Source organism: Pseudomonas sp. PVC-3-1 (assembly GCF_057444315.1).
Map to the genome: position 1 here is coordinate 5,087,248 of NZ_CM172023.1, position 17,805 is coordinate 5,105,052.

Annotated in this window: 15 protein-coding genes and 1 pseudogene; 5 read left to right on the forward strand and 11 right to left on the reverse strand. The window is 65.9% G+C overall.

Annotated features, from left to right (window positions below; translation table 11 throughout):
- Positions 1-24: 24 nt before the first annotated feature.
- Positions 25-420, reverse strand: a complete 396-nt coding sequence (locus tag AC2T4A_RS23345; RefSeq protein ID WP_478378428.1) for a RidA family protein — start codon at positions 418-420, stop codon at positions 25-27.
- A 164-nt stretch (positions 421-584) separates the two neighbouring features.
- Between AC2T4A_RS23345 and AC2T4A_RS23350 the strand changes: the two genes are divergently transcribed.
- Positions 585-1,508, forward strand: a complete 924-nt coding sequence (locus tag AC2T4A_RS23350) for a LysR family transcriptional regulator (protein ID WP_486741923.1) — start codon at positions 585-587, stop codon at positions 1,506-1,508.
- 20 nt (positions 1,509-1,528) lie between these two features.
- On the opposite strand, the pseudogene AC2T4A_RS23355 reads toward AC2T4A_RS23350, so the two are convergent.
- Both AC2T4A_RS23355 and AC2T4A_RS23360 read right to left on the reverse strand, forming a co-directional pair.
- A pseudogene (locus AC2T4A_RS23355) lies at positions 1,529-1,740 on the reverse strand (O-methyltransferase); the annotation flags it as partial.
- Between the two features lie 57 nt (positions 1,741-1,797).
- Positions 1,798-2,490: a B3/B4 domain-containing protein gene (locus tag AC2T4A_RS23360; protein ID WP_486741924.1), complete on the reverse strand. Its 693-nt coding sequence runs from the start codon at positions 2,488-2,490 to the stop codon at positions 1,798-1,800.
- A 439-nt stretch (positions 2,491-2,929) separates the two neighbouring features.
- Between AC2T4A_RS23360 and AC2T4A_RS23365 the strand changes: the two genes are divergently transcribed.
- Positions 2,930-3,838, forward strand: a complete 909-nt coding sequence (locus tag AC2T4A_RS23365) for an MBL fold metallo-hydrolase (protein ID WP_486741925.1) — start codon at positions 2,930-2,932, stop codon at positions 3,836-3,838.
- 160 nt (positions 3,839-3,998) lie between these two features.
- Here the strand turns inward: AC2T4A_RS23365 and AC2T4A_RS23370 are convergent, their stop codons facing one another.
- Positions 3,999-4,883, reverse strand: coding sequence for a LysR substrate-binding domain-containing protein (locus AC2T4A_RS23370; RefSeq protein ID WP_486741926.1), 885 nt, complete (start codon positions 4,881-4,883; stop codon positions 3,999-4,001).
- Between the two features lie 378 nt (positions 4,884-5,261).
- Here AC2T4A_RS23370 and AC2T4A_RS23375 point away from each other — a divergent pair, with 378 nt between their 5' ends.
- A complete protein-coding gene (locus AC2T4A_RS23375) occupies positions 5,262-6,809 on the forward strand; it encodes a nucleobase:cation symporter-2 family protein (protein ID WP_416746889.1) in 1,548 nt (515 codons plus the stop codon).
- A 168-nt stretch (positions 6,810-6,977) separates the two neighbouring features.
- Here the strand turns inward: AC2T4A_RS23375 and AC2T4A_RS23380 are convergent, their stop codons facing one another.
- Entirely contained in the window at positions 6,978-7,904 is a 927-nt protein-coding gene (locus tag AC2T4A_RS23380) for a hypothetical protein (RefSeq protein WP_486741928.1), read from the reverse strand.
- A 190-nt stretch (positions 7,905-8,094) separates the two neighbouring features.
- Positions 8,095-8,973, reverse strand: a complete 879-nt coding sequence (gene ptrR, locus AC2T4A_RS23385) for a putrescine utilization regulator PtrR (protein WP_416746885.1) — start codon at positions 8,971-8,973, stop codon at positions 8,095-8,097.
- Between the two features lie 144 nt (positions 8,974-9,117).
- On the opposite strand from ptrR, the gene AC2T4A_RS23390 reads away from it, so the two are divergent.
- The gene (locus AC2T4A_RS23390; protein ID WP_285887990.1) at positions 9,118-10,503 is read left to right on the forward strand and encodes an NAD-dependent succinate-semialdehyde dehydrogenase; all 1,386 of its coding nucleotides are present in this window, start codon (positions 9,118-9,120) and stop codon (positions 10,501-10,503) included.
- Positions 10,504-10,736: 233 nt separating this feature from the next.
- Here AC2T4A_RS23390 and AC2T4A_RS23395 read toward each other — a convergent pair whose 3' ends face one another.
- The 5 genes from AC2T4A_RS23395 to AC2T4A_RS23415 all read right to left on the reverse strand — a co-directional run bounded on the left by AC2T4A_RS23395 (position 10,737) and on the right by AC2T4A_RS23415 (position 17,109).
- On the reverse strand, positions 10,737-11,264 hold the full coding sequence (locus tag AC2T4A_RS23395) for a DUF3828 domain-containing protein (protein ID WP_486741929.1): 528 nt from the start codon (positions 11,262-11,264) through the stop codon (positions 10,737-10,739).
- Between the two features lie 63 nt (positions 11,265-11,327).
- A complete protein-coding gene (gene qhpG, locus AC2T4A_RS23400; protein ID WP_486741930.1) occupies positions 11,328-12,644 on the reverse strand; it encodes a flavin-dependent monooxygenase QhpG in 1,317 nt (438 codons plus the stop codon).
- A 178-nt stretch (positions 12,645-12,822) separates the two neighbouring features.
- The gene (gene qhpE / locus AC2T4A_RS23405) at positions 12,823-13,494 is read right to left on the reverse strand and encodes a subtilisin-like serine protease QhpE (RefSeq protein WP_486741931.1); all 672 of its coding nucleotides are present in this window, start codon (positions 13,492-13,494) and stop codon (positions 12,823-12,825) included.
- A complete protein-coding gene (locus tag AC2T4A_RS23410) occupies positions 13,484-15,211 on the reverse strand; it encodes an ABC transporter ATP-binding protein (RefSeq protein ID WP_486741932.1) in 1,728 nt (575 codons plus the stop codon). Before AC2T4A_RS23410 ends, qhpE begins: the two co-directional genes overlap by 11 nt.
- Positions 15,211-17,109, reverse strand: a complete 1,899-nt coding sequence (locus tag AC2T4A_RS23415) for a sigma-54-dependent Fis family transcriptional regulator (RefSeq protein ID WP_416746875.1) — start codon at positions 17,107-17,109, stop codon at positions 15,211-15,213. Before AC2T4A_RS23415 ends, AC2T4A_RS23410 begins: the two co-directional genes overlap by 1 nt.
- Positions 17,110-17,359: 250 nt before the next feature.
- Between AC2T4A_RS23415 and AC2T4A_RS23420 the strand changes: the two genes are divergently transcribed.
- Positions 17,360-17,764, forward strand: a complete 405-nt coding sequence (locus AC2T4A_RS23420) for a MerR family transcriptional regulator (RefSeq protein WP_236199817.1) — start codon at positions 17,360-17,362, stop codon at positions 17,762-17,764.
- The last annotated feature ends 41 nt before the right edge of the window (positions 17,765-17,805 follow it).

Genomic DNA, 17,805 nt, shown 5'->3' on the forward strand with positions numbered 1-17,805 from the left:
TCGCCGCCCTGCCTTGCGGCCGGCTCAGTCCTGCGGCAATCGCGCAATCACCTTGATCTCGAAATCGAAGCCGTACAGCCAGGTCACGCCGATCGCCGTGACCGTCGGATAGGGCGCGGCGCCCCAGTAGTCGGCAGCGACCTGCCAGGCGCGCTCGAAATTCGCCTGGGGGTCGACCATGAAGATCGTCACGTCCATCACATCCTCGAAGGTGCAACCGGCAGCGGCCAACACCGCGTTGAGATTGTCGAAGGCTCGACGCACCTGGGCATCGAGCCCGGGCTCTGGCGAGCCGTCCTCGCGGCTGCCAACCTGGCCGGAGACGAACAGCAGGCCATTGCTGCGGATCGCCGGGGAATAGCGGTTGCGTTCATAAAGCGCCTGGCGGCCGGCGGGGAAAACCACGTCACGTGTACTCATCTGCTTGCTCCATCGAGGGGCGCTGTGGCCCCGGTTTCAACGATGGAGGCAGGTTACGGCGCGCAACCGCCGTGATAATCGGGCAATACTGGTCAGCATTGTTTGTAGAATCCAAACAATCATCCCTCTTCAGTGCCCTTTTTCATGGGCCAGCCGGAGCCGCCATGGACCGATTCGATGCGATGCAAGCCTTCGCCCGCGTAGTGGAAACCGGCAGCTTTACCAGGGCCGCCGACACATTGCACATGAGCCGCACCAGCGTGACCCAACTGATCCAGCAGCTAGAAGCGCGCCTGCGCGTCCGCCTGCTCAATCGTACGACGCGCAAGCTCAACCTCACCGCCGACGGCACCGCCTACTACGAGCGCGTGGTGCGCCTGCTGGCGGACATGGACGATGCCGAAACCAGCCTCTCCAGTGCCGCCGCTGCGCCACGTGGCCGGCTGCAAGTTGACGTGCCAAGCCCGCTCGCGCGCCTGCTGCTGATCCCCGCCCTGCCCGACTTCCATGCGCGCTACCCGGATATCCAGATCGACATGGGCGTCAGCGATCGCATGGTCGACCTGATCGACGAGAACGTGGACTGTGTGGTGCGCGGCGGCGAACTCACCGACCAGTCGTTGATGGCCAGGCGCGTCGCCGACTTGCCGCTGGGTGTGTTCGCCGCGCCCGCGTACCTGCAGCACGCCGGCGTACCGCAACATCCACGCGACCTGGAGAACGGCCGGCAACGCATCGTCGGCTACCTCTGGGCGCGTACCGGCAAGCCACTGTCCTACGCCCTGCACAAGGACGGCGAAACCGTGCAGGTGCACGGTCGCCCGGTGCTGACCGTGGATGACGGCAACGCCTACCTCGCCGCCGGAATCGCCGGCATGGGCGTGCTCTGGCTACCGCGCTACATGGCCGACGAAGCCGTGGCGCGCGGCGAACTGGTGGAGCTGTTCGCCGGCTGGACGATGGAAACCATGCCGCTGTTCGTGGCCTTCCCGCCCAATCGCCACGTCAGCGCCAAGTTGCGGGTGTTCATCGACTGGATCGTGGAGCTCATGGCGCGGCACGCGCCGGTGGCCCGACCGCCGCTGTAGCCACCACTCGCGCGCGACCATCAACCCAGGCGCATGGACAGCTCCACATCGTCGGCAAAGGGAATCGACAGATAGCGGCCGCCTGGCAGGCGCACTTCGGCCAGTACTCGAGGCTGTAATCGGCATTGCCAGCGACGATCAGCGCGCCGGGGCGCAGGTGGTTTTGCACCAGGGCGAGAATCTCCGGATAGAGTCCCTTGGCGCCGTCGAGCAGCAGCAGATCGATGCTTTCAGTGACGCGATGGCGGATATGCTCTGCGCCTACTTGATAGCCTCATGCAGTAGAGCCTTACGTCCGGCACTCCACGAACAGCGCCTCGGCCTTGGCGCCCGGCATCATCTGCTGCAACCCGGCGACCAGTTGCTCGCCTGCTTCGTGCAGGGCCTCCAGCGGCATTTCCGGCAGGCTTTCGAGAATGAACCACATGCGCTGCGCCTCGGCGTCCAGGCGGGTGCGCACGCCCTGCCGCCAATTCCAGCGGCGACAGGTGACACCGAGGTCGTCACGCCAGATGACTTCACCGGCGTCGGGCGACTCGTGGGCCGGCGCGCCGTCCTTCATCGTGTCGAAGGTCTCGCTGCCGTTGGCGATCACCAGACGTGGAGGGCCGGCGTAGGCGGCGAGGTTTTCTCCACCTACCGGAATCGCGAACTGCACACTAATGGCGTTGTAGAGGTCCACCACCGGATCGATGTTCGGCAGGCTGCCGTCACGCAGCGCGCGCCTGCGCAGCGCCTCCGCCGAACAGGGCGTGCGCTGGGGCTTGGCGCCAAAGCGTCGGAATACTTCGACCCAGGCCGCCAGATGCGCCTCGGCCCAGGACGGCTCGCTCGCCGCCAACGCGGCGCAAGCGCGCGCCAGGGCCTGCTCCGCCACCTCAGGATGGCGGATGGGCGCGGCTTCCACCGTAATGCTCAAGGCTCGAAAGCCGGGAGCGATGGCAGCAATGGCGGGATCGATGTGTGGCGTGACGGGCTGCATGGCGATTTCCTTGGTGTACGGCGAAACAGGGCGATTCTGACGCTCGGGTTGCCCGCTTCAGCGGCGGACAAAATTGCGCTTGTTGTAGTCGCCCCAGGCGACGGACAGGGTATTCAGCAGGCAAAGCATGGCGGTCCATCTGGACTTCATTGGAATAGCTCCGAAAACAGTGGGAATGGGGCACGAACAGCGCGCCCGACCCGCACAGTTCTACCGCCATGGAGCCATCGCTGCCATGAAATCCCCGAATGAACAATTAGCCCTGCTTATGCAGGACCGCACAAATCAGCTTCGCTAATCCCACCAGGCTTTAGCTGAACTGAACCTTCGGCTCGCAAAAAACGTGCATTGAAGTGCGCCCTCGCCAGCGGTGAGATGAACCGGCGGAGTTACCTGCCGCCATCCCCACCGACAACAACGAGAAAGAGGTTCGCGCCCCATGCGCACACTGATCAAAGCCCTGGCCCTGGCTTCCACCACCCTCCTCGGCGCGCCCTTCGCCGCGACCGCTGCGCAAGCGCCCACTGCTGAAAGCCCGGCCTTCGTGGTGCACAAGCTGACGAACTTCCTCTACGCCATCGGCGAGCCGACCTACTACCAGAAGAATTATTCGTACCTGCTGGTGGGCTCGAACCAGGCGCTGATGTTCGACTCGGGCGCCAACCAGAAGGAGGACATCACCAAGGTTGCCCGCCAGATCACCGACAAGCCGCTTTCGGTACTGCCTTCGCACCTGCACTTCGACCACCTGGGCGGGCTGCACAACTTCCAGAGCATCTACCTGGTGGATACGCCCTTCACCGCCAGATTCCGGCGCGCCGACGGCCTCTACCAGGTGCCTGAACCGGTCTACCTGGGCAACATCGACCACATGACCCTGGCGCCCTTCAAGGTCGCGCGACTGGTGAAGCCCGACGAGGTGATCGACCTGGGCGGGCTCAAGCTGCGCCTGTTGAGCATGCCCGGCCACACGCCGGACGAGGTCGCGCTGTTTGATGAGGTGCACAACATCCTGCTCTCCGGCGACCACCTCTATCCGTCCTGGCTGCTGGCGGGGAACCTCAAGGACTACGTGGCCTCACTGGATTCCACGTTGAAGGTGATCAACCCGCAGACCACCCTCTACGGCGCCCACGCCGACGAGGACCCGAGCAAGGTGCCGGCCATGACTCACGCCGACGTGGTGGCGGTTCGCGACAAGATGCAGCAGATCCAGGCCGGCCGCGCCAAGGGCGAAGCCTTCAGCGACCCGGAACTGATCAGGAGCGCGGAGCTGTACAAGGTGGAGAAGGACATCAGCATCCTGACCGACATCCAGTTCACGGATGGGCGGGGTTACGGCTACTGAGGCCTGCCCCAACCCATCTTTTGTAGGACCGAGGGGGACGCCCAGTCCTTGCTCGCGAACAGCGGCGTGCTGTCCTGAACTTTTGTATCAGGCTGACCCCGATTCGCGAGCAAGCTCGCTCCTACAGGCTCACCGACCCACAGCGTTCCCGGGTTGAGCGCTACTCGCCCACCGACAGCAACCATTCGATGAACGCCCGGACCTCCGGGCGTTCGCGTTTCGCCTCGGGGCAGACGACGTAGTAGTTGTGCACCGCCGCCACCCAGGTCGGCAGCGGGCGCACCAGGCGGCCTTCGTCGAGGTCGCGCTGGGAGACCGTCTCGTCGCTGAGCGCCACGCCAAAGCCATCGCGCGCCGCCTGCAGGACCATGCCGAAATCCTCGAAATGGATGTCCTCGGCACCACCGCGATTGGGGCCAGCCTCGGCCAGCCATTGCTGCCACTGGCTGCCGTCATCCTCATGCAACAGGCGATGCCGGGCCAGGTCGGCGGCTACCTGAATGGCCAGCGGCCCGCGCAGGTACTGCGGGCTGCACACCGGCGTCATGCGGATGCCATGCAGCAGACGCCACCAGACGCCCGGCCATGGCGGCGTGCCGTAGATCACCGCCACATCGGCGCGGCGCCAGTCCACCTGGGGCATGCCCGGCGCGGTGATCACGCTCACCCGCACTGAACGCGATTCCTCCATGAAGCGCAGCAGCGGTCGGGTCAGCCATTCCACGCCCTCGGCCGGCGGGATCGACAGGCAGATATTGACCCGATCCTTCTCCGGCCGTAGCCCAGCCTGCAACGCCTGGACGGCCCCGGTGATCTCGCCCATCGCACTGGCCACACTCTTCTGCAGCGCCCGCCCACTGGCGGTCAGTACCAGTTGCCGACCGCGCTTCTCGAACAGCTCCACGCCCAGGCTCGTCTGCAGCGCCTTCACCTGCTGACTGATCGCACCGGTGGTGACGTGCAGCTCGACAGCAGCCGCGGCCAGGCTGCCCAGGCGGGCCACGCTTTCGAACACCCTGAAGCTGTGCAGCGGCGGAAGGGCCATCTTTTCTGAAGTCCGGCGAAAACCAAGGCGAACGGTTATAGCAGGGCCGGCCGGCACAGGGGAACGCGGTGAGCCGAGAGCATCCCTGGCCCGCAATTTGCGAAGACCTGTGTACAGGTGGCCGCAAAGAACCTTCCGGAGCTTTGCATGCAGCCAACTGGTGCTTTTGGATTCACATGTGCACACATTTCGTGCAACGCACGCCGAGTCAGGATTTCATGCAGAACGCCGATTGCAGAGCCATCGAACCTGAAAGAACACATAACCGACCGGTCAGATTCCGGACCATCGGCCATAAACATGTATACAAAACAGTGGATATTTCCCACGGACTTTGTCTACAGTGGCCGCACAACAAAAACAAGCGAGTCCTCAGCCATGAATGATCGTTCAGCTGTAGCGTCCGCCGGAGCACGCCCGGAAGACGAGAACCTCGGAATCGGCGCCAACCTGGCGTACGGCCTGCAACACGTTCTGACCATGTACGGCGGTATCGTCGCCGTGCCCCTGATCCTCGGCCAGGCGGCCGGGCTCAGCCCAAGCGAGATCGGCCTGCTGATCGCTGCCTCGCTGTTCGCCGGTGGCCTGGCCACCCTGCTGCAAACCCTCGGTATCCCCTTCTTCGGCTCACAGATGCCGCTGGTGCAAGGCGTATCCTTCGCCGGTGTCGCCACCATGATCGCCATCCTTGGCGGCGGCTATGAGGGCGGCGGCCTGAACGCCGTGCTGGGCGCGGTGATGGCGGCATCCTTCATCGGTTTCCTGATCACACCGGTGTTCTCGCGCATCACCAAGTTCTTCCCCCCGCTGGTCACCGGCATCGTCATCACCACCATCGGCCTGACGCTGATGCCAGTGGCGGCACGCTGGGCCATGGGCGGCAACCCCAAGGCGCCGGAGTTCGGCAGCATGGCCAACATCGGCCTGGCTGCCCTCACCCTGGTGATCGTCCTGCTGCTGAGCAAACTCGGCAGCGCGTCCATCTCGCGCCTGTCGATCCTGCTGGCCATGGTCATCGGTACCCTGATCGCCGCCGCCCTGGGCATGACCGACTTCTCCCGCGTGGCCGAAGGCCCGATGGTGGCCTTCCCGGCGATCTTCCATTTCGGCATGCCGACCTTCCACGTCGCCGCGATCCTGTCGATGCTCATCGTGATCATGGTGACCCTGGTGGAAACCTCGGCGGACATCCTCGCCGTCGGTGAGATCATCGGCACCAAGGTCGACTCCAAGCGCCTGGGCAACGGCCTGCGCGCGGATATGGCGTCGAGCATCCTGGCGCCGATCTTCGGCTCCTTCACCCAGAGCGCCTTCGCCCAGAACGTCGGCCTGGTGGCCGTGACCGGCGTGAAGAGCCGCTACGTGGTGGCCACCGGCGGTCTGATCCTGGTGACCCTCGGCCTGCTGCCGGTGATGGGCCGGGTGATTGCCGCAGTGCCCTCCTCCGTGCTCGGCGGCGCCGGCGTCGTATTGTTCGGCACTGTGGCGGCCAGCGGCATCCGCACCCTGTCCAAGGTCGACTACCGCAACAACATGAACCTGATCATCGTCGCCACCTCCATCGGCTTCGGCATGATCCCGATCGCCGCCCCCAGCTTCTACGAGCACTTCCCCAGCTGGTTCGCCACCATCTTCCACTCGGGCATCAGCTCGGCGGCGATCATGGCCATCGGTCTCAACCTGCTGTTCAACCATCTCAAGACCGGTAACTCCAACCAGCAATCGGTGTTCGTCGCTGCCGAGGAGCGCACCCTGCGCTATCGCGACATCGCCGCACTGAACGAAGGTGACTACTTCCAGAACGGCAAGCTGTATGACGCCGAGGGCAACGAGGTCCAGGTGGTCGGCGATGATCACGACCACGACGAGCACCACGCGCCAGCCGCCAAGCCGGTGAAGCGCGAGACGGTAAACAGCAGCGCCTGACGCTGTCCGGCACCCACGAAAAAGGCCCCTTCCGGGGCCTTTTTCGTTCTCGCACCACGAGCTTCCGGCAGGAGCGAGCTGGCTCGCGAACGGTTCTACCGGCACCATGGGCGTCAAGCGGTTCGCGAGCAAGCTCGCTCCTACAAGAACCGAAGCGCCCTTGGGGAATCAGTGCAGCGCCACCGCAGAATCCTCTTCGGCCGAAGCCACCACCATCGCCACGGGATCAGCATGCGGCGGCTCTGGTTCCGCTTCGACCTGCGGCGGTGCGCTCACTTCCAGCATCAGCGATGCGGATGGCCCACCTCCTGGCGGCGGGTTAACCACCACTACGGCCAGGCTGCCGGCGGCGGCCACATCCTCGGGCAACAGCTGGAAGGCCAGCCGCGAGCTGTCGGCCAGCGACGTCTCGCGCTCCACGCCATTCACCAGCACCCGTGCGCCGCGACTGAAACCCTTGCCGCGCAGCGTGACATACAGCGACTGGGCATCGAGGACCGGAGGCTGTGCCTCGGTAATGACCGCCACGGGGTTTTCCAGCTGGTCCTTGCGCCGGGCGTCGCCGCTGCTCCGACGGGTTCGGAACAGGCTGTCGAGAACTTCGGCGAATTTGTCGGTGCCCTGCTTGGAGGCCATCCCCACCAGCCCGGACATGGCCATCAGCCCGTACAGATTGACGCTGGCCGAGTCGCTGGCGACGTTCACTGTCAGGAACACCGCGCGAACGATCAGGTACAGCATCAGCGCCAGCGCCATGCCGATGCAGGGCTTGAGCAGGTACCACCAGATCCAGCTGGCCATGAAGCGGTCATTGCCGACGAAGTCGCCAAAGGACTTCGCGACATGGACGAAGCTACCCAGCGCGCCGGCGACCATGACCATCACCAGCAGCCGCGCGTCCGGCCCCGGGCACCAGCCGATCAGGCATTGCACGCCCGGGTCGCCGACGGCGCCGGCAGGGGGGAATTTCGGGTAGGACTGCGGCCACAGGCTGACCAGGGAAACCGCGAGGGCCAGGGCGAAGAACATCAGCCCCGCGCCCATCAAGGTGATCTGCAACGCATTGGCGCGTCGTCTCTTGCTACGTGTCTCCATCATGCGCTCCGGGCTGAAGGCCAGGGGAAAACGCCCTGCCGCGAAGGGCGTTTTCCGCCTTCGCACGACGGACAGAGAAATTCACGTTAGCGCAGCGCAAAGCCGCTGCAAGAGGCGCTGGTGAATATTTAACCGCTGTCTCGAAGGCGTTACGTAAAGCCGTCGAAACAGCACGTGCAAAGGCCCGGCCTCAGGCCACTGCGGCCTCGGGCAGGGGCGCATCCAGTAGTCCGATAAATGCCCGCAGCGCTGGCGTATCGGTACCCCGACGCCAGAACAGCCAGGTCGTCGCGTCGGCATGCTGAGGCGCCAACCGGTGGATCGCCACGTTGCGGCCGCCGGCCAGGCTTTCGAACATCGCCCGCGGGATGATCGCCACGCCGCCACCCGCCGCGATGCAGGCGAGCATGCCGTGGTAGGACTCCATCTCGACGATCTTGCCCGGCACCACGCGGTGCTCGGCGAACCAGCCCTCCAGGCGCTTGCGGTAGGAACAGGTATCGCGGAAGGCGAACACCGTCTCCCCCGCCACGTCCCGCGCGTCATGCACCGGCGCATGGTGCTTGGCGCTCATCAGCACCAGTTCCTCGCGGTATACCGGCTGGCCGTCCAGTTGCGGGTGGTTGGCCGGGCCATCAGCGAAGGCGGCGATGAAACGGCCGGAGAGCACCCCGTCGATCATCTCGCCCGAAGGACCGGTGGAGAGGTCCAGCTGCACCTTCGGACATTGCTGGTGATAACGCGCGAGCATCTCCGGGATACGCACCGCCGCCGTGCTCTCCATCGAGCCCAGGGAGAAGCCGCCATGGGGCTCGGCGCCCACCGCCACCTGCCGCGCCTCATCGACCAGATCGAGGATGCGCTCGGCGTAATCGAGGAAGCTGCGGCCAGTCGGCGACAGACGCAGGCGCAGTTTTTCACGGAGGAACAGCTCGGTACCCAGCTCCGCTTCCAGCTGCTTGATCCGCGTGGTCAGGTTCGAAGGAACGCGGTGCAGACGGGCCGCTGCTGCTGTGATGCTGCCCTCGTGGGCGACGGCGCGGACGATTTCCAGCTGGGTCAGGTCCATCATTCTCTCCGAGAGAAAGAGTATTTCTTGATTATTCATTTTACATGAATGAACGGGCATCTTAATTTCAGCGTCATTCCGGAGCCAGTGCGTCCGGACGAACGACCGGCCTTGCGCCCTTACACAGAACAAGCAGGACTCACCATGAACCAGATCGCTGCCATCCCCGCTGCCATCTCCCGCAGCCCCGCCACCGGCCAGGAACTGGCCCGCTACACCTTCGAAGACGCCGCCCAGCTGGAAACCTCGCTGGCCCGCACCGATGCCGCGTTCCGCCAATGGCGCGACACCAGCATCGCCGAACGTGTCGCCGTGCTGCGCAAGATGGCCGAAGTCCTGCGCGCCAACGTCGAGCCGATGGCCCGCATGGAAGCCCAGGAAATGGGCATGCCGGTCACCCAGGCCCGTGGCGAGATCAACAAGTGCGCCAACCTCTGCGAGTGGTACGCCGACAACGGCCCGGCCATGCTCGAAGACGAGAAGACCAGCATCGAAGGCGCGTACATCTCCTACCTGCCGCTGGGCCCGGTGCTGGCCGTGATGCCGTGGAACTTCCCCACCTGGCAGGTCATGCGTGGCGCGGTGAGCATCATCCTGGGCGGCAACACCTACGTGCTCAAGCACGCGCCGAACGTCATGGGCTGCGCCTATCAGCTGCGCGACGCCTGGCTGCAAGCCGGCCTGCCGGAAGGCGTGTTCGAGGTGCTGAACGTCGAGCCGCCGTTGGTCTCCAAGGCCATCGCCGATGACCGCATCGCCTCCATCGCCGTGACCGGCAGTGTCGGCGCCGGTGCCGCCATCGCCTCCCAGGCCGGTGCCGCGCTGAAGAAGTGCGTGCTGGAGCTGGGCGGTTCCGACGCCTTCATCGTGCTCGCCGACGCCGACCTCGACGCCGCCGTGAAAGCCGCCGTCGCCAGCCGCTTCGGCAACTGCGGCCAGGTGTGCATCGCCGCAAAGCGCATGATCCTGGAAGAATCCATCGCCCCGGCCTTCACCGAGAAGCTGCTGGCCGCGGTCAAGGCGCTGAAGATCGGCGACCCGCTGGCGGACGACACCTTCGTCGGCCCGATGGCTCGCTTCGACCTGCGCGACGAACTGGATGGCCAGGTACAGCAGGCCATCGCCGACGGCGCCACCCTGCTGCTGGGCGGCCACAAGCTCGAAGGCGAAGGCAACTACTACGCGCCGACCGTGCTGGCCGACGTGAAGCCGGGCAACACCGCGTTCAAGAAGGAAATCTTCGGCCCCGTCGCGTCGCTGATCGTCGCCCGCGACGCCGAGCATGCCCTGGAGCTGGCCAACGACAGCGAGTTCGGCCTCTCCGGCGCGATCTGGAGCGCCGACAAGGCCAAGGCCCAGCACATGGCCCGTCGCCTGGTCAGCGGTGGCGTGTTCATCAACGGCTTCTCCGCTTCCGATCCCCGCGTACCGATCGGCGGCGTGAAGAAGAGCGGCTTCGGTCGCGAGCTGTCGCACTTCGGCCTGCGCGAGTTCACCAACCCGCAGACCGTGTGGATCGACCGCAAGTAAGTCATTGCTGTTGTAGGAGCGACGGGGGCGCCTAGCCTCCGTCCGCGATGGTGTCTGGCGCGATGCGGACCTGTCGCGGACGGAGTCCGCTCCTGCGCTCATTGGCAGATCACGATGGCCTTCGGGCCGTGCGGTTCGCGAGCAAGCTCGCTCCTACAGGGAGCTCCGTGTTTTTTGTAGGAGCGAGCTTGCTCGCGAACAGAGCCGAACCCGGACTCAGACCGCAGATTGAATCAGGGCTTGGCCGCGTCTTTCTTCAACTGCAGCAGCTCCCGGGTGCTATGTCGCAGATTCTCGGCCAGGCTGCCCTGCTCGTTGAAGCAGTCTTCGACCAGCCAGCCCCCAGCCGTGCGATGCAGCAAGAGGCCAAGGTCACGGTCCTCCCCCGTCAGTGCATCCTTGAGCACCACCCGCGCCTTGATTCGTTCGTCGTCCACCGGGGTAAACGCCAACGACTTCACCTTGATATCGCCCCAGTCCTGGCAATCGCACAGCGGGTCGCCACCCAGGTAGCCCAGCTCACCGTCGGCAGCGTCCTGGTCAGCCTTCATCAGCGCGATCAGCGAAGCGTCGTAAACGTCCTCTTCCTTCAGCGACTTGTTCGGCACGCCCGGGCCGTCCGGCGAATAGCTGGCATACAACTGGCGCAGGAAGCGCTCCGCACTGGCGGTGTCGGCCACCGGCGTCGAAGCGGCGAGCGAAGTGTCGAACAGCGTCAGCAGGATCAGCGACAGGGCAAAAACGGATCGCAGGAAGGCCATGGGATTCTCCGTCGGGCAGCCGGGCATCATCGCCCGACGAGTCCTCGAAATTCCGTGAAGTGGTTAAAGCTGTGGCCGATAGCCCTGGGACAAAAGCCAGCCCTGGAACACCCGGCGGCGCTCCGGCGGCAGGTCCGCCAGTACCTGCGCCTCGGGCTCCGCGCGCAGCCGCCGCAGCCAGGGCGCCAGCTCCAGGCCGTCGAGATGCCAGATGCCCAGCGGCTGGTCGGCGCTGACCACCACGTCCGCTTCGTCGACGAACTCGCCCTTCAGGACCGGAGCTCGCTCGATCCGCAGGCTGGCGAAGTCCGCCGGCACGTGGCTCGGCTGCTCGTCCGGCCAGTCACGGCGCGCTTGCCAGAACGGCTGGTCGGCCCACTGTGTTTCGCTGGCATAGAAGTCGCGACCGATACGGGCGAAGCGCAGGAACAACTGCTCGACCCGTTGCTGATGGAAGCGCCTGGCCAACTCCGCCCGCTCCGGCGCGCGCAGCAGCGTGTTGATCACCAGCGGTGCCTGCAAGGCCGAGGACAATGACTGGAAAATGCCATTGCCGGACAGCGGGTCCACCGCCATCGCCGCATCGCCCACGCGAATCCAGTTGTCACCGCAGGCTTCCAGGCAGAGGATCGCTGTGCTGCTGCGGGCGTGCAGGTCCAGCTCACGCTCCTCGGCATCACCGAAGAACTGCCGGACCAGCTTCGACGCGCGGCGGCGCTCGCGGCAGAAGTCCAGCAACTGCTCGCGGGGCGGCAGTTGGCTGCTGGCGACGTCCAGGGTGAGCTGCCAGTAGCAGCGGCCATCCTCCAGCCGAGCCATCCAGGCCCAGCCGTCGGCCAGGCTCTCCACTGCCGTCGCCAGCGGACCGGGCTCGCCCTGCCAGCGGTTGAGCAGGCTGAGGGTTTCCGGGCCGCGCCGGGCCTTCTGGCCCTTTTGATTCAATGGCGCCTGGCGGCCGCGGGCTTCGACGAGGAAGGCGCCCTGCACTTCCCGGCCGTTTTCAAGTTTCACGCGCCAGCCTGAACCATCCTCCGCCACGCCCAGCACCTGGGCCTCGATCAGCTCGACACCGCCGTGCTTCAGGTCCTCGCGCAGCCCCGCATCGAAGCGCGGGCGATCGAGGACGCATTCGATGTTCTGCGCACTTTCCACGCCGTTCCAGTGCACGCGCCGTTGCGAGGGCGGCGCGGCACAGCTCAGGGCGTGGTTCAGGCCGGCATTGCGCAGGGCTTCGAGTACACGCTGGGAGACACCTTCGACGGCGGCGAAGCGGCGCCATTCGCTGATGACGATGACGCAATGACCGAGACGGCGCAGGCCGAGGGCGACGGCGGCTCCGGCGGGGCCGGCGCCGAGGATCAAGATGGGTAATTCAGTCATGCTCCGGCTGCCCTCTCCCTAGCCCTCTCCCAGAGGGAGAGGGAACTGATCGGCGCGCCTGGGGATTTCCGCCCACGCCGAGAACCGCAGGAAAGTCTCCGCGCTAAACGCTTGCAGAGGACGGCCCCCTCTCCCCCCGGGAGAGGGTTGGGGTGAGGGGAAAAAACTCGACCATGATTCACAAACTCACCTTCCGCTCGATCCCCCGAAAAACCGCCCGCTCGCGCATCACCTCAATGATCTGCACATTGGAAATCTCTGGCCGCTCCGCAAGCAGCGCCGCCAGATGGCCACTGAAGGCCGCGCAGCCCAGGCTCGCCCCCGAGCGCCCGCTTACTTTCACAGAGGCACCGAAATCCGCCTGTGGGCTATCCAGCCAGGACCATTGGCCTTCGCCGCAACGCGCATCGCCGGTCACCCGGATCACGCCGGGATAGCTTGCCGGAAACACCGGCTCGCCCCGCGCCGGGCTGGACGCGCAAACCAGTACGCCGGCCTCGATCAGCTCCGCCACGGCCTCGCGCAGGATCGGCCGATCCTGGCGCACGCCCAGGCTCAGGTTGATCACGCGCACGCCCTGCTCGCCCAGCCAGTGCAGCGCAGCGGCGATCTGCAATGGACTGGTCACGCCACGTTCATCGAAGACCTGGGCGACGAACAGGCGGGCATCGGGCGCCGGGGAAAGAATCGCTTCGCAGACGGCACTGCCATGGCCCAGGCGATCAACCGACAGTGGCAGTCGGTCCAATCCATCATCGGCGAGACGAAACCGCTGCCCGCCGACGACTGAGCCCGCCTGCTCCAAAGCATGCCCACTATCGACCACCCCAACCCGCAGCTCAGGCTTCATGGTGCTGCGCCGACTGAGCCTCGCGCACCCGCATCTGCCCATCCTGCAATTCCAAGTGCAGGTCGGCGGCGGCCAGGGTCGAGGTGCGATGGCTGATCAGCAGGCGCGTGCGCCCGGCGAATAGCTGGTCGATGGCCGCGATCACCTCGCGCTCGGTGCTCTCGTCCACCTGCGAAGTGGCTTCGTCCAGAACAAGGATCAGCGGGTCTTGCAACAGCGCGCGAGCGATGGCGATGCGCTGCTTCTGCCCGCCGGAAAGCTGCTGGCCACGCTCGCCCAGCGGGCTGTCGAGGCCTTCGGGCAGGCTGGCGATCAGGCTGTCGAGTTGTGCCGCGCGGGCAGCCCTGTCGATGGCCTCGCGGCTCGATCCGGGCGCGCTGTAGGCCAGGTTGTCGGCGAGGCTGCCGCGGAACAGCACGATATCCTGGCTGACCACCGCCACACGCCGGCGCAACGCGTGCAGGTCGAGATCGCGCAGGTCCACACCGTCCAGCAGGATGCGTCCCTGGTCGGGATCATAGAAGCGCTGCAGCAGATCGATCAGGGTGCTCTTGCCGACGCCGGAAGGGCCACTCAGCGCGACCTTGAGGCCGGCGGGAATCACCGCCTGCACATCCCGTAGCACCGGCTGCGTGCGCCCCGGCCAGGCGTAGTGCAGGTTCTCCAGGCGCAGCTCGCCCACCGACGGCATCGGCCGTGGCGTAGCGGGCGAAACGATGGTCGCATCCTCGCCGCGCAACTCCATCACCCGGCCGAGGCTGACGGTCATGCGCTGCAGTGCAACGTACAGGCCAAGCAGGCTCTGCACCGGCCCGATGGCCATGCCCAGGTAAGTGGAAAAGGCGATCAGCGAACCCAGTTGCCAGGTGCCCTGAACTACCCAATAGCCGCCGACCAGAAAGGCGCAGGCGCGGGACAATGACATCAGCGTGCCGGGCACGGCCTGGGTGAAGAACTCGGTGAGTTGCAGGCGCAGCAGTTGGCCCAGATAGCCCTGCCCCAGCCCTTCCAGACGCCCGGCTTCACGGTTCTGCTGGCCAGCGGACTGGATGAATTTCATCGCCGGCAGCGTCTCGACGAAGAACGACGAAAGGTCCGCCGAACGCTCACGCAGGCCACGCGCCTCGCGCTCCACCTTGCGCCGCATCCAGCGCAGCCAGAGCACGTCCAGGGGGATCAGCAGCGCTACCAGCAGCGAGAGCTTCCACGACAGGGTGAGCAACAGCGCCAGCGCGCCGATCAGGCCGATCACGCTGGACACGGCAGAGAACAGCGAGTCCACGGCGAAGCGCTGGATCTCGGCGACATCGCCGTCCAGCCGCGACATCAGGTCGCCGATGCGGCGGCGGCCGAAGAAGCTTGGCGAAAGCGTCTGCAGGTGGCGGTACAACGCATCGCGCAGGGAAAACAGGATGCGCCCGGACAGGCGCGTGTGCAGGTAGCGGTTCAGGCCGGACAACGCCGTGCCGACCAGGCCGACGACGATCATCGCGCCGGCCACCATCACCAGCACCGGGAAGTCCTTCGCCAGCAGGCCGTCGTCGATCAGCGTTTTGGTCAGCCACGGCTGCGCGAGTACCAGCAGCGAGGCGCAGAACGACAACCCCAGCAGGCCGACGATGGCAGCCTTGTGTGGGCGCACGAAGCCGTACAACCAGCGCAGCGACGCCTTGAGCGCCTGCGGATCGTCGCTCTCGATCAGGCGGGTGAAGAACATCAGCCCACCTTGAGTTGCTTGAGCTTGCGGTACAGCGTGGCGCGACTGATGCCCAGCGCATCGGCGGCAGCGGAGACGTTGCCCTGGTGGCGCTCCAGCGCCTGGCGGATCAGTTCCAGTTCGTTCTCGCGGATACTGCCACTGGGTGCGCGCTCGCCGGCGCTGAGTTCGTCCAGCGTGCTGTCGGGCAAGTGATCGAGACTCAGTTCCTCCTCGCCCTCCTCACGCATGGCCAGCGCGGTGCGCAGGACCATCTCCAACTGGCGGATGTTGCCCGGCCAGTGGTACTCGCGCAGCAGGCCGAGCAATTCGGCGGAGAGCTTCACCTTCGGCGCGCCCAGCCGAGTCAGCAGGCCGCTGGCGAGCTCGGCGAGGTCGTCGCGCTCACGCAGCGCCGGCAGCTTCACGCTGATGCCGTTGACGCGGTAGTAGAGGTCCTCGCGGAAGTGCTTTTCTTCCACTAGGCGCTTGAGGTCACGGTGGGTGGCGCAGATCAATGCGACGTCGATGTCCTGCTCCTCGCCAGCGCCCAGCGGCGCCACCTTGCGCTCCTGCAGCACGCGCAGCAGGCGCGCTTGCAGGGCCAGCGGCATATCGCCGATCTCGTCGAGGAACAGCGTGCCGCCGTGGGCCTGCTGCAGCCGGCCAACCATGCCGCCACGCCGCGAGCCGGTAAAGGCGCCGTCGCGGTAGCCGAACAGCTCGGACTCGATCAGACCCTCGGGAATCGCCGCGCAGTTCACCGCGACAAAGGGTTTGTCGCTGCGCGCGCTGGCCTGGTGCAGGGCGCGGGCCACCACTTCCTTGCCGCTGCCGGTTTCACCCAGCAGCAACACGGGGAGTTCGTTCACCAGGCCCTGGCGTGCCATGCGCAGGGCACGGGCGTAGCGCGGGTGGCTGCCGGCGAGGGCTTCGAGTTCGGGGCCGGCGGCCGGGCGTGGCGCGCGGGCGCTGACCGGCACCGCGTGGCTGCGCAGCGGCGCCTGGAGCGTCTTGTAGAACAGCTCGCCCTTGGGCGTCTGCAGGCTGCCGACACCGCCCTGATAGAGACGGCCGAGCAACTGGTCGCCGCGCAGACCGAGAAGCTCTTCGCTGCGCCGGCCCACCAGGCTTTCGCGGTGGGCACCGAGCAGTTGGCAGGCCTGGCCGCTGACGGCCAGCACCTTGCCGTCCAGCCCCAGCGCCAGCAGGCCCTGCCAGGCGGAATCCAGGTACTGGCGGCGATAATGGAAGGCGATCACCACCTGCCCCGGATGGCTGACGGCGAACAGCCGCGCCTCGATCTGGAACACCGCGAGGCTGAGCAGCGAGAGGCTTTCACGCGGGCCGGAAAGCGGCCCTTCGCGGGTCATGTCGAGAACGCCGAGCAGCGTGCCCTGTGGCCCCTCGATGGGCACCGAGGTGCAGGAAAAACGGCTCAGGCGGTCGAGAAAGTGTTCGCCGCAGTCGATCTGCGTGGCGCGCTTTTCCACCAGTGCGGTACCCAGGGCGTTGGTGCCGCGCGAGGCTTCGCTCCAGCAGGCGCCCTGGACGATGTCGGCCAGCCCCTTGCTCTGCATGCGCTCGCGGGCGCCTTCGACACAGAGGATGGTGGCGTCGGCGTTGGCCAGGATGATCACACCATCATGGCCCTGGCGCTGTTGCAGGTAGTCGAGTTCGGGGGTGGCGGCGTCGAGCAGCAGGCGATTGCCAGCCAGCAGCACGTCGGGTTTGACCCGCGTGTCGAGGCCGTGCTCGGTGCCGCTCGCGCAGTCCAGGCCATGGCCAAGGCTGCGCCGCCAGGAGGCGTCGATTTCCTCGCGGAGCACGCCGCTGGGGACCTCGCCCTCCTGTTGCAGGCGTTCACGGGCCAGGTGGGCTTCGCGCAGCAGGTCGCTGCTTATTGTTCTTGTAGTCATGCATCGCTCCGGTAGGTTCCGTGCCCCATTTCAGGGATGTCAGGGCGCGGAACTCGCAAGCTGGTCAGGGCTGTGTACACCCGCAGGCAGCGTCCGTAAAGGGGAAGCCCTACGTAGGAAAGTCTAGTAGTGAGCAGCAGGCAATTCCCACGCCATTCCCCTTCCCTACGCCGCGCTCGTGCTGTATTGACAGTGACCCAAGGCAGGTTTACGTTAACGTAAAGGTAAACGACCGAGCAAGAAGATTCCCATGCCCACGACCTACACCATCTCCGAGCTGGCCCGCGAACTGGACGTCACCACCCGCGCCATCCGCTTCTACGAGGAACAGGGCATGCTCAGCCCCGAGCGCCGTGGCCAGGAGCGCATCTACAGCGCCAAGGACCTAGTGGCCCTGAAGCTGATCCTGCGCGGCAAGCGCATCGGTTTCTCGCTAGCCGAGTGCAAGGAGCTGATCGACCTCTACGACCCATCCAGCGGCAACACCAAGCAACTGCAGACCTTCCTCGACAAGATCACCGCGCGCCGCGCGCAGCTGGAGCAGCAGTTGCTCGACATCGAGCAGATGAAACTGGAACTGGACACGGCCGAGGAGCGCTGCCTGGCGGCCATGGCCGAGACCGACAAACCCCGCAAGCAGCGCGCCACGAGCTGATCTCGCCGCCCTGCCCGCTCTCTCATCAAATTACAACTACA

What these genes read in the sequence shown, in the direction of transcription:
- AC2T4A_RS23345 (WP_478378428.1), bottom strand. Translation starts at nt 420, where the DNA reads ATGAGTACACGTGACGTGGTTTTCCCCGCCGGCCGCCAGGCGCTTTAT.
- AC2T4A_RS23350 (WP_486741923.1), top strand. Translation starts at nt 585, where the DNA reads ATGGACCGATTCGATGCGATGCAAGCCTTCGCCCGCGTAGTGGAAACC.
- AC2T4A_RS23360 (WP_486741924.1), bottom strand. Translation starts at nt 2,490, where the DNA reads ATGCAGCCCGTCACGCCACACATCGATCCCGCCATTGCTGCCATCGCT.
- AC2T4A_RS23365 (WP_486741925.1), top strand. Translation starts at nt 2,930, where the DNA reads ATGCGCACACTGATCAAAGCCCTGGCCCTGGCTTCCACCACCCTCCTC.
- AC2T4A_RS23370 (WP_486741926.1), bottom strand. Translation starts at nt 4,883, where the DNA reads ATGGCCCTTCCGCCGCTGCACAGCTTCAGGGTGTTCGAAAGCGTGGCC.
- AC2T4A_RS23375 (WP_416746889.1), top strand. Translation starts at nt 5,262, where the DNA reads ATGAATGATCGTTCAGCTGTAGCGTCCGCCGGAGCACGCCCGGAAGAC.
- AC2T4A_RS23380 (WP_486741928.1), bottom strand. Translation starts at nt 7,904, where the DNA reads ATGGAGACACGTAGCAAGAGACGACGCGCCAATGCGTTGCAGATCACC.
- ptrR (WP_416746885.1), bottom strand. Translation starts at nt 8,973, where the DNA reads ATGGACCTGACCCAGCTGGAAATCGTCCGCGCCGTCGCCCACGAGGGC.
- AC2T4A_RS23390 (WP_285887990.1), top strand. Translation starts at nt 9,118, where the DNA reads ATGAACCAGATCGCTGCCATCCCCGCTGCCATCTCCCGCAGCCCCGCC.
- AC2T4A_RS23395 (WP_486741929.1), bottom strand. Translation starts at nt 11,264, where the DNA reads ATGGCCTTCCTGCGATCCGTTTTTGCCCTGTCGCTGATCCTGCTGACG.
- qhpG (WP_486741930.1), bottom strand. Translation starts at nt 12,644, where the DNA reads ATGACTGAATTACCCATCTTGATCCTCGGCGCCGGCCCCGCCGGAGCC.
- qhpE (WP_486741931.1), bottom strand. Translation starts at nt 13,494, where the DNA reads ATGAAGCCTGAGCTGCGGGTTGGGGTGGTCGATAGTGGGCATGCTTTG.
- AC2T4A_RS23410 (WP_486741932.1), bottom strand. Translation starts at nt 15,211, where the DNA reads ATGTTCTTCACCCGCCTGATCGAGAGCGACGATCCGCAGGCGCTCAAG.
- AC2T4A_RS23415 (WP_416746875.1), bottom strand. Translation starts at nt 17,109, where the DNA reads ATGACTACAAGAACAATAAGCAGCGACCTGCTGCGCGAAGCCCACCTG.
- AC2T4A_RS23420 (WP_236199817.1), top strand. Translation starts at nt 17,360, where the DNA reads ATGCCCACGACCTACACCATCTCCGAGCTGGCCCGCGAACTGGACGTC.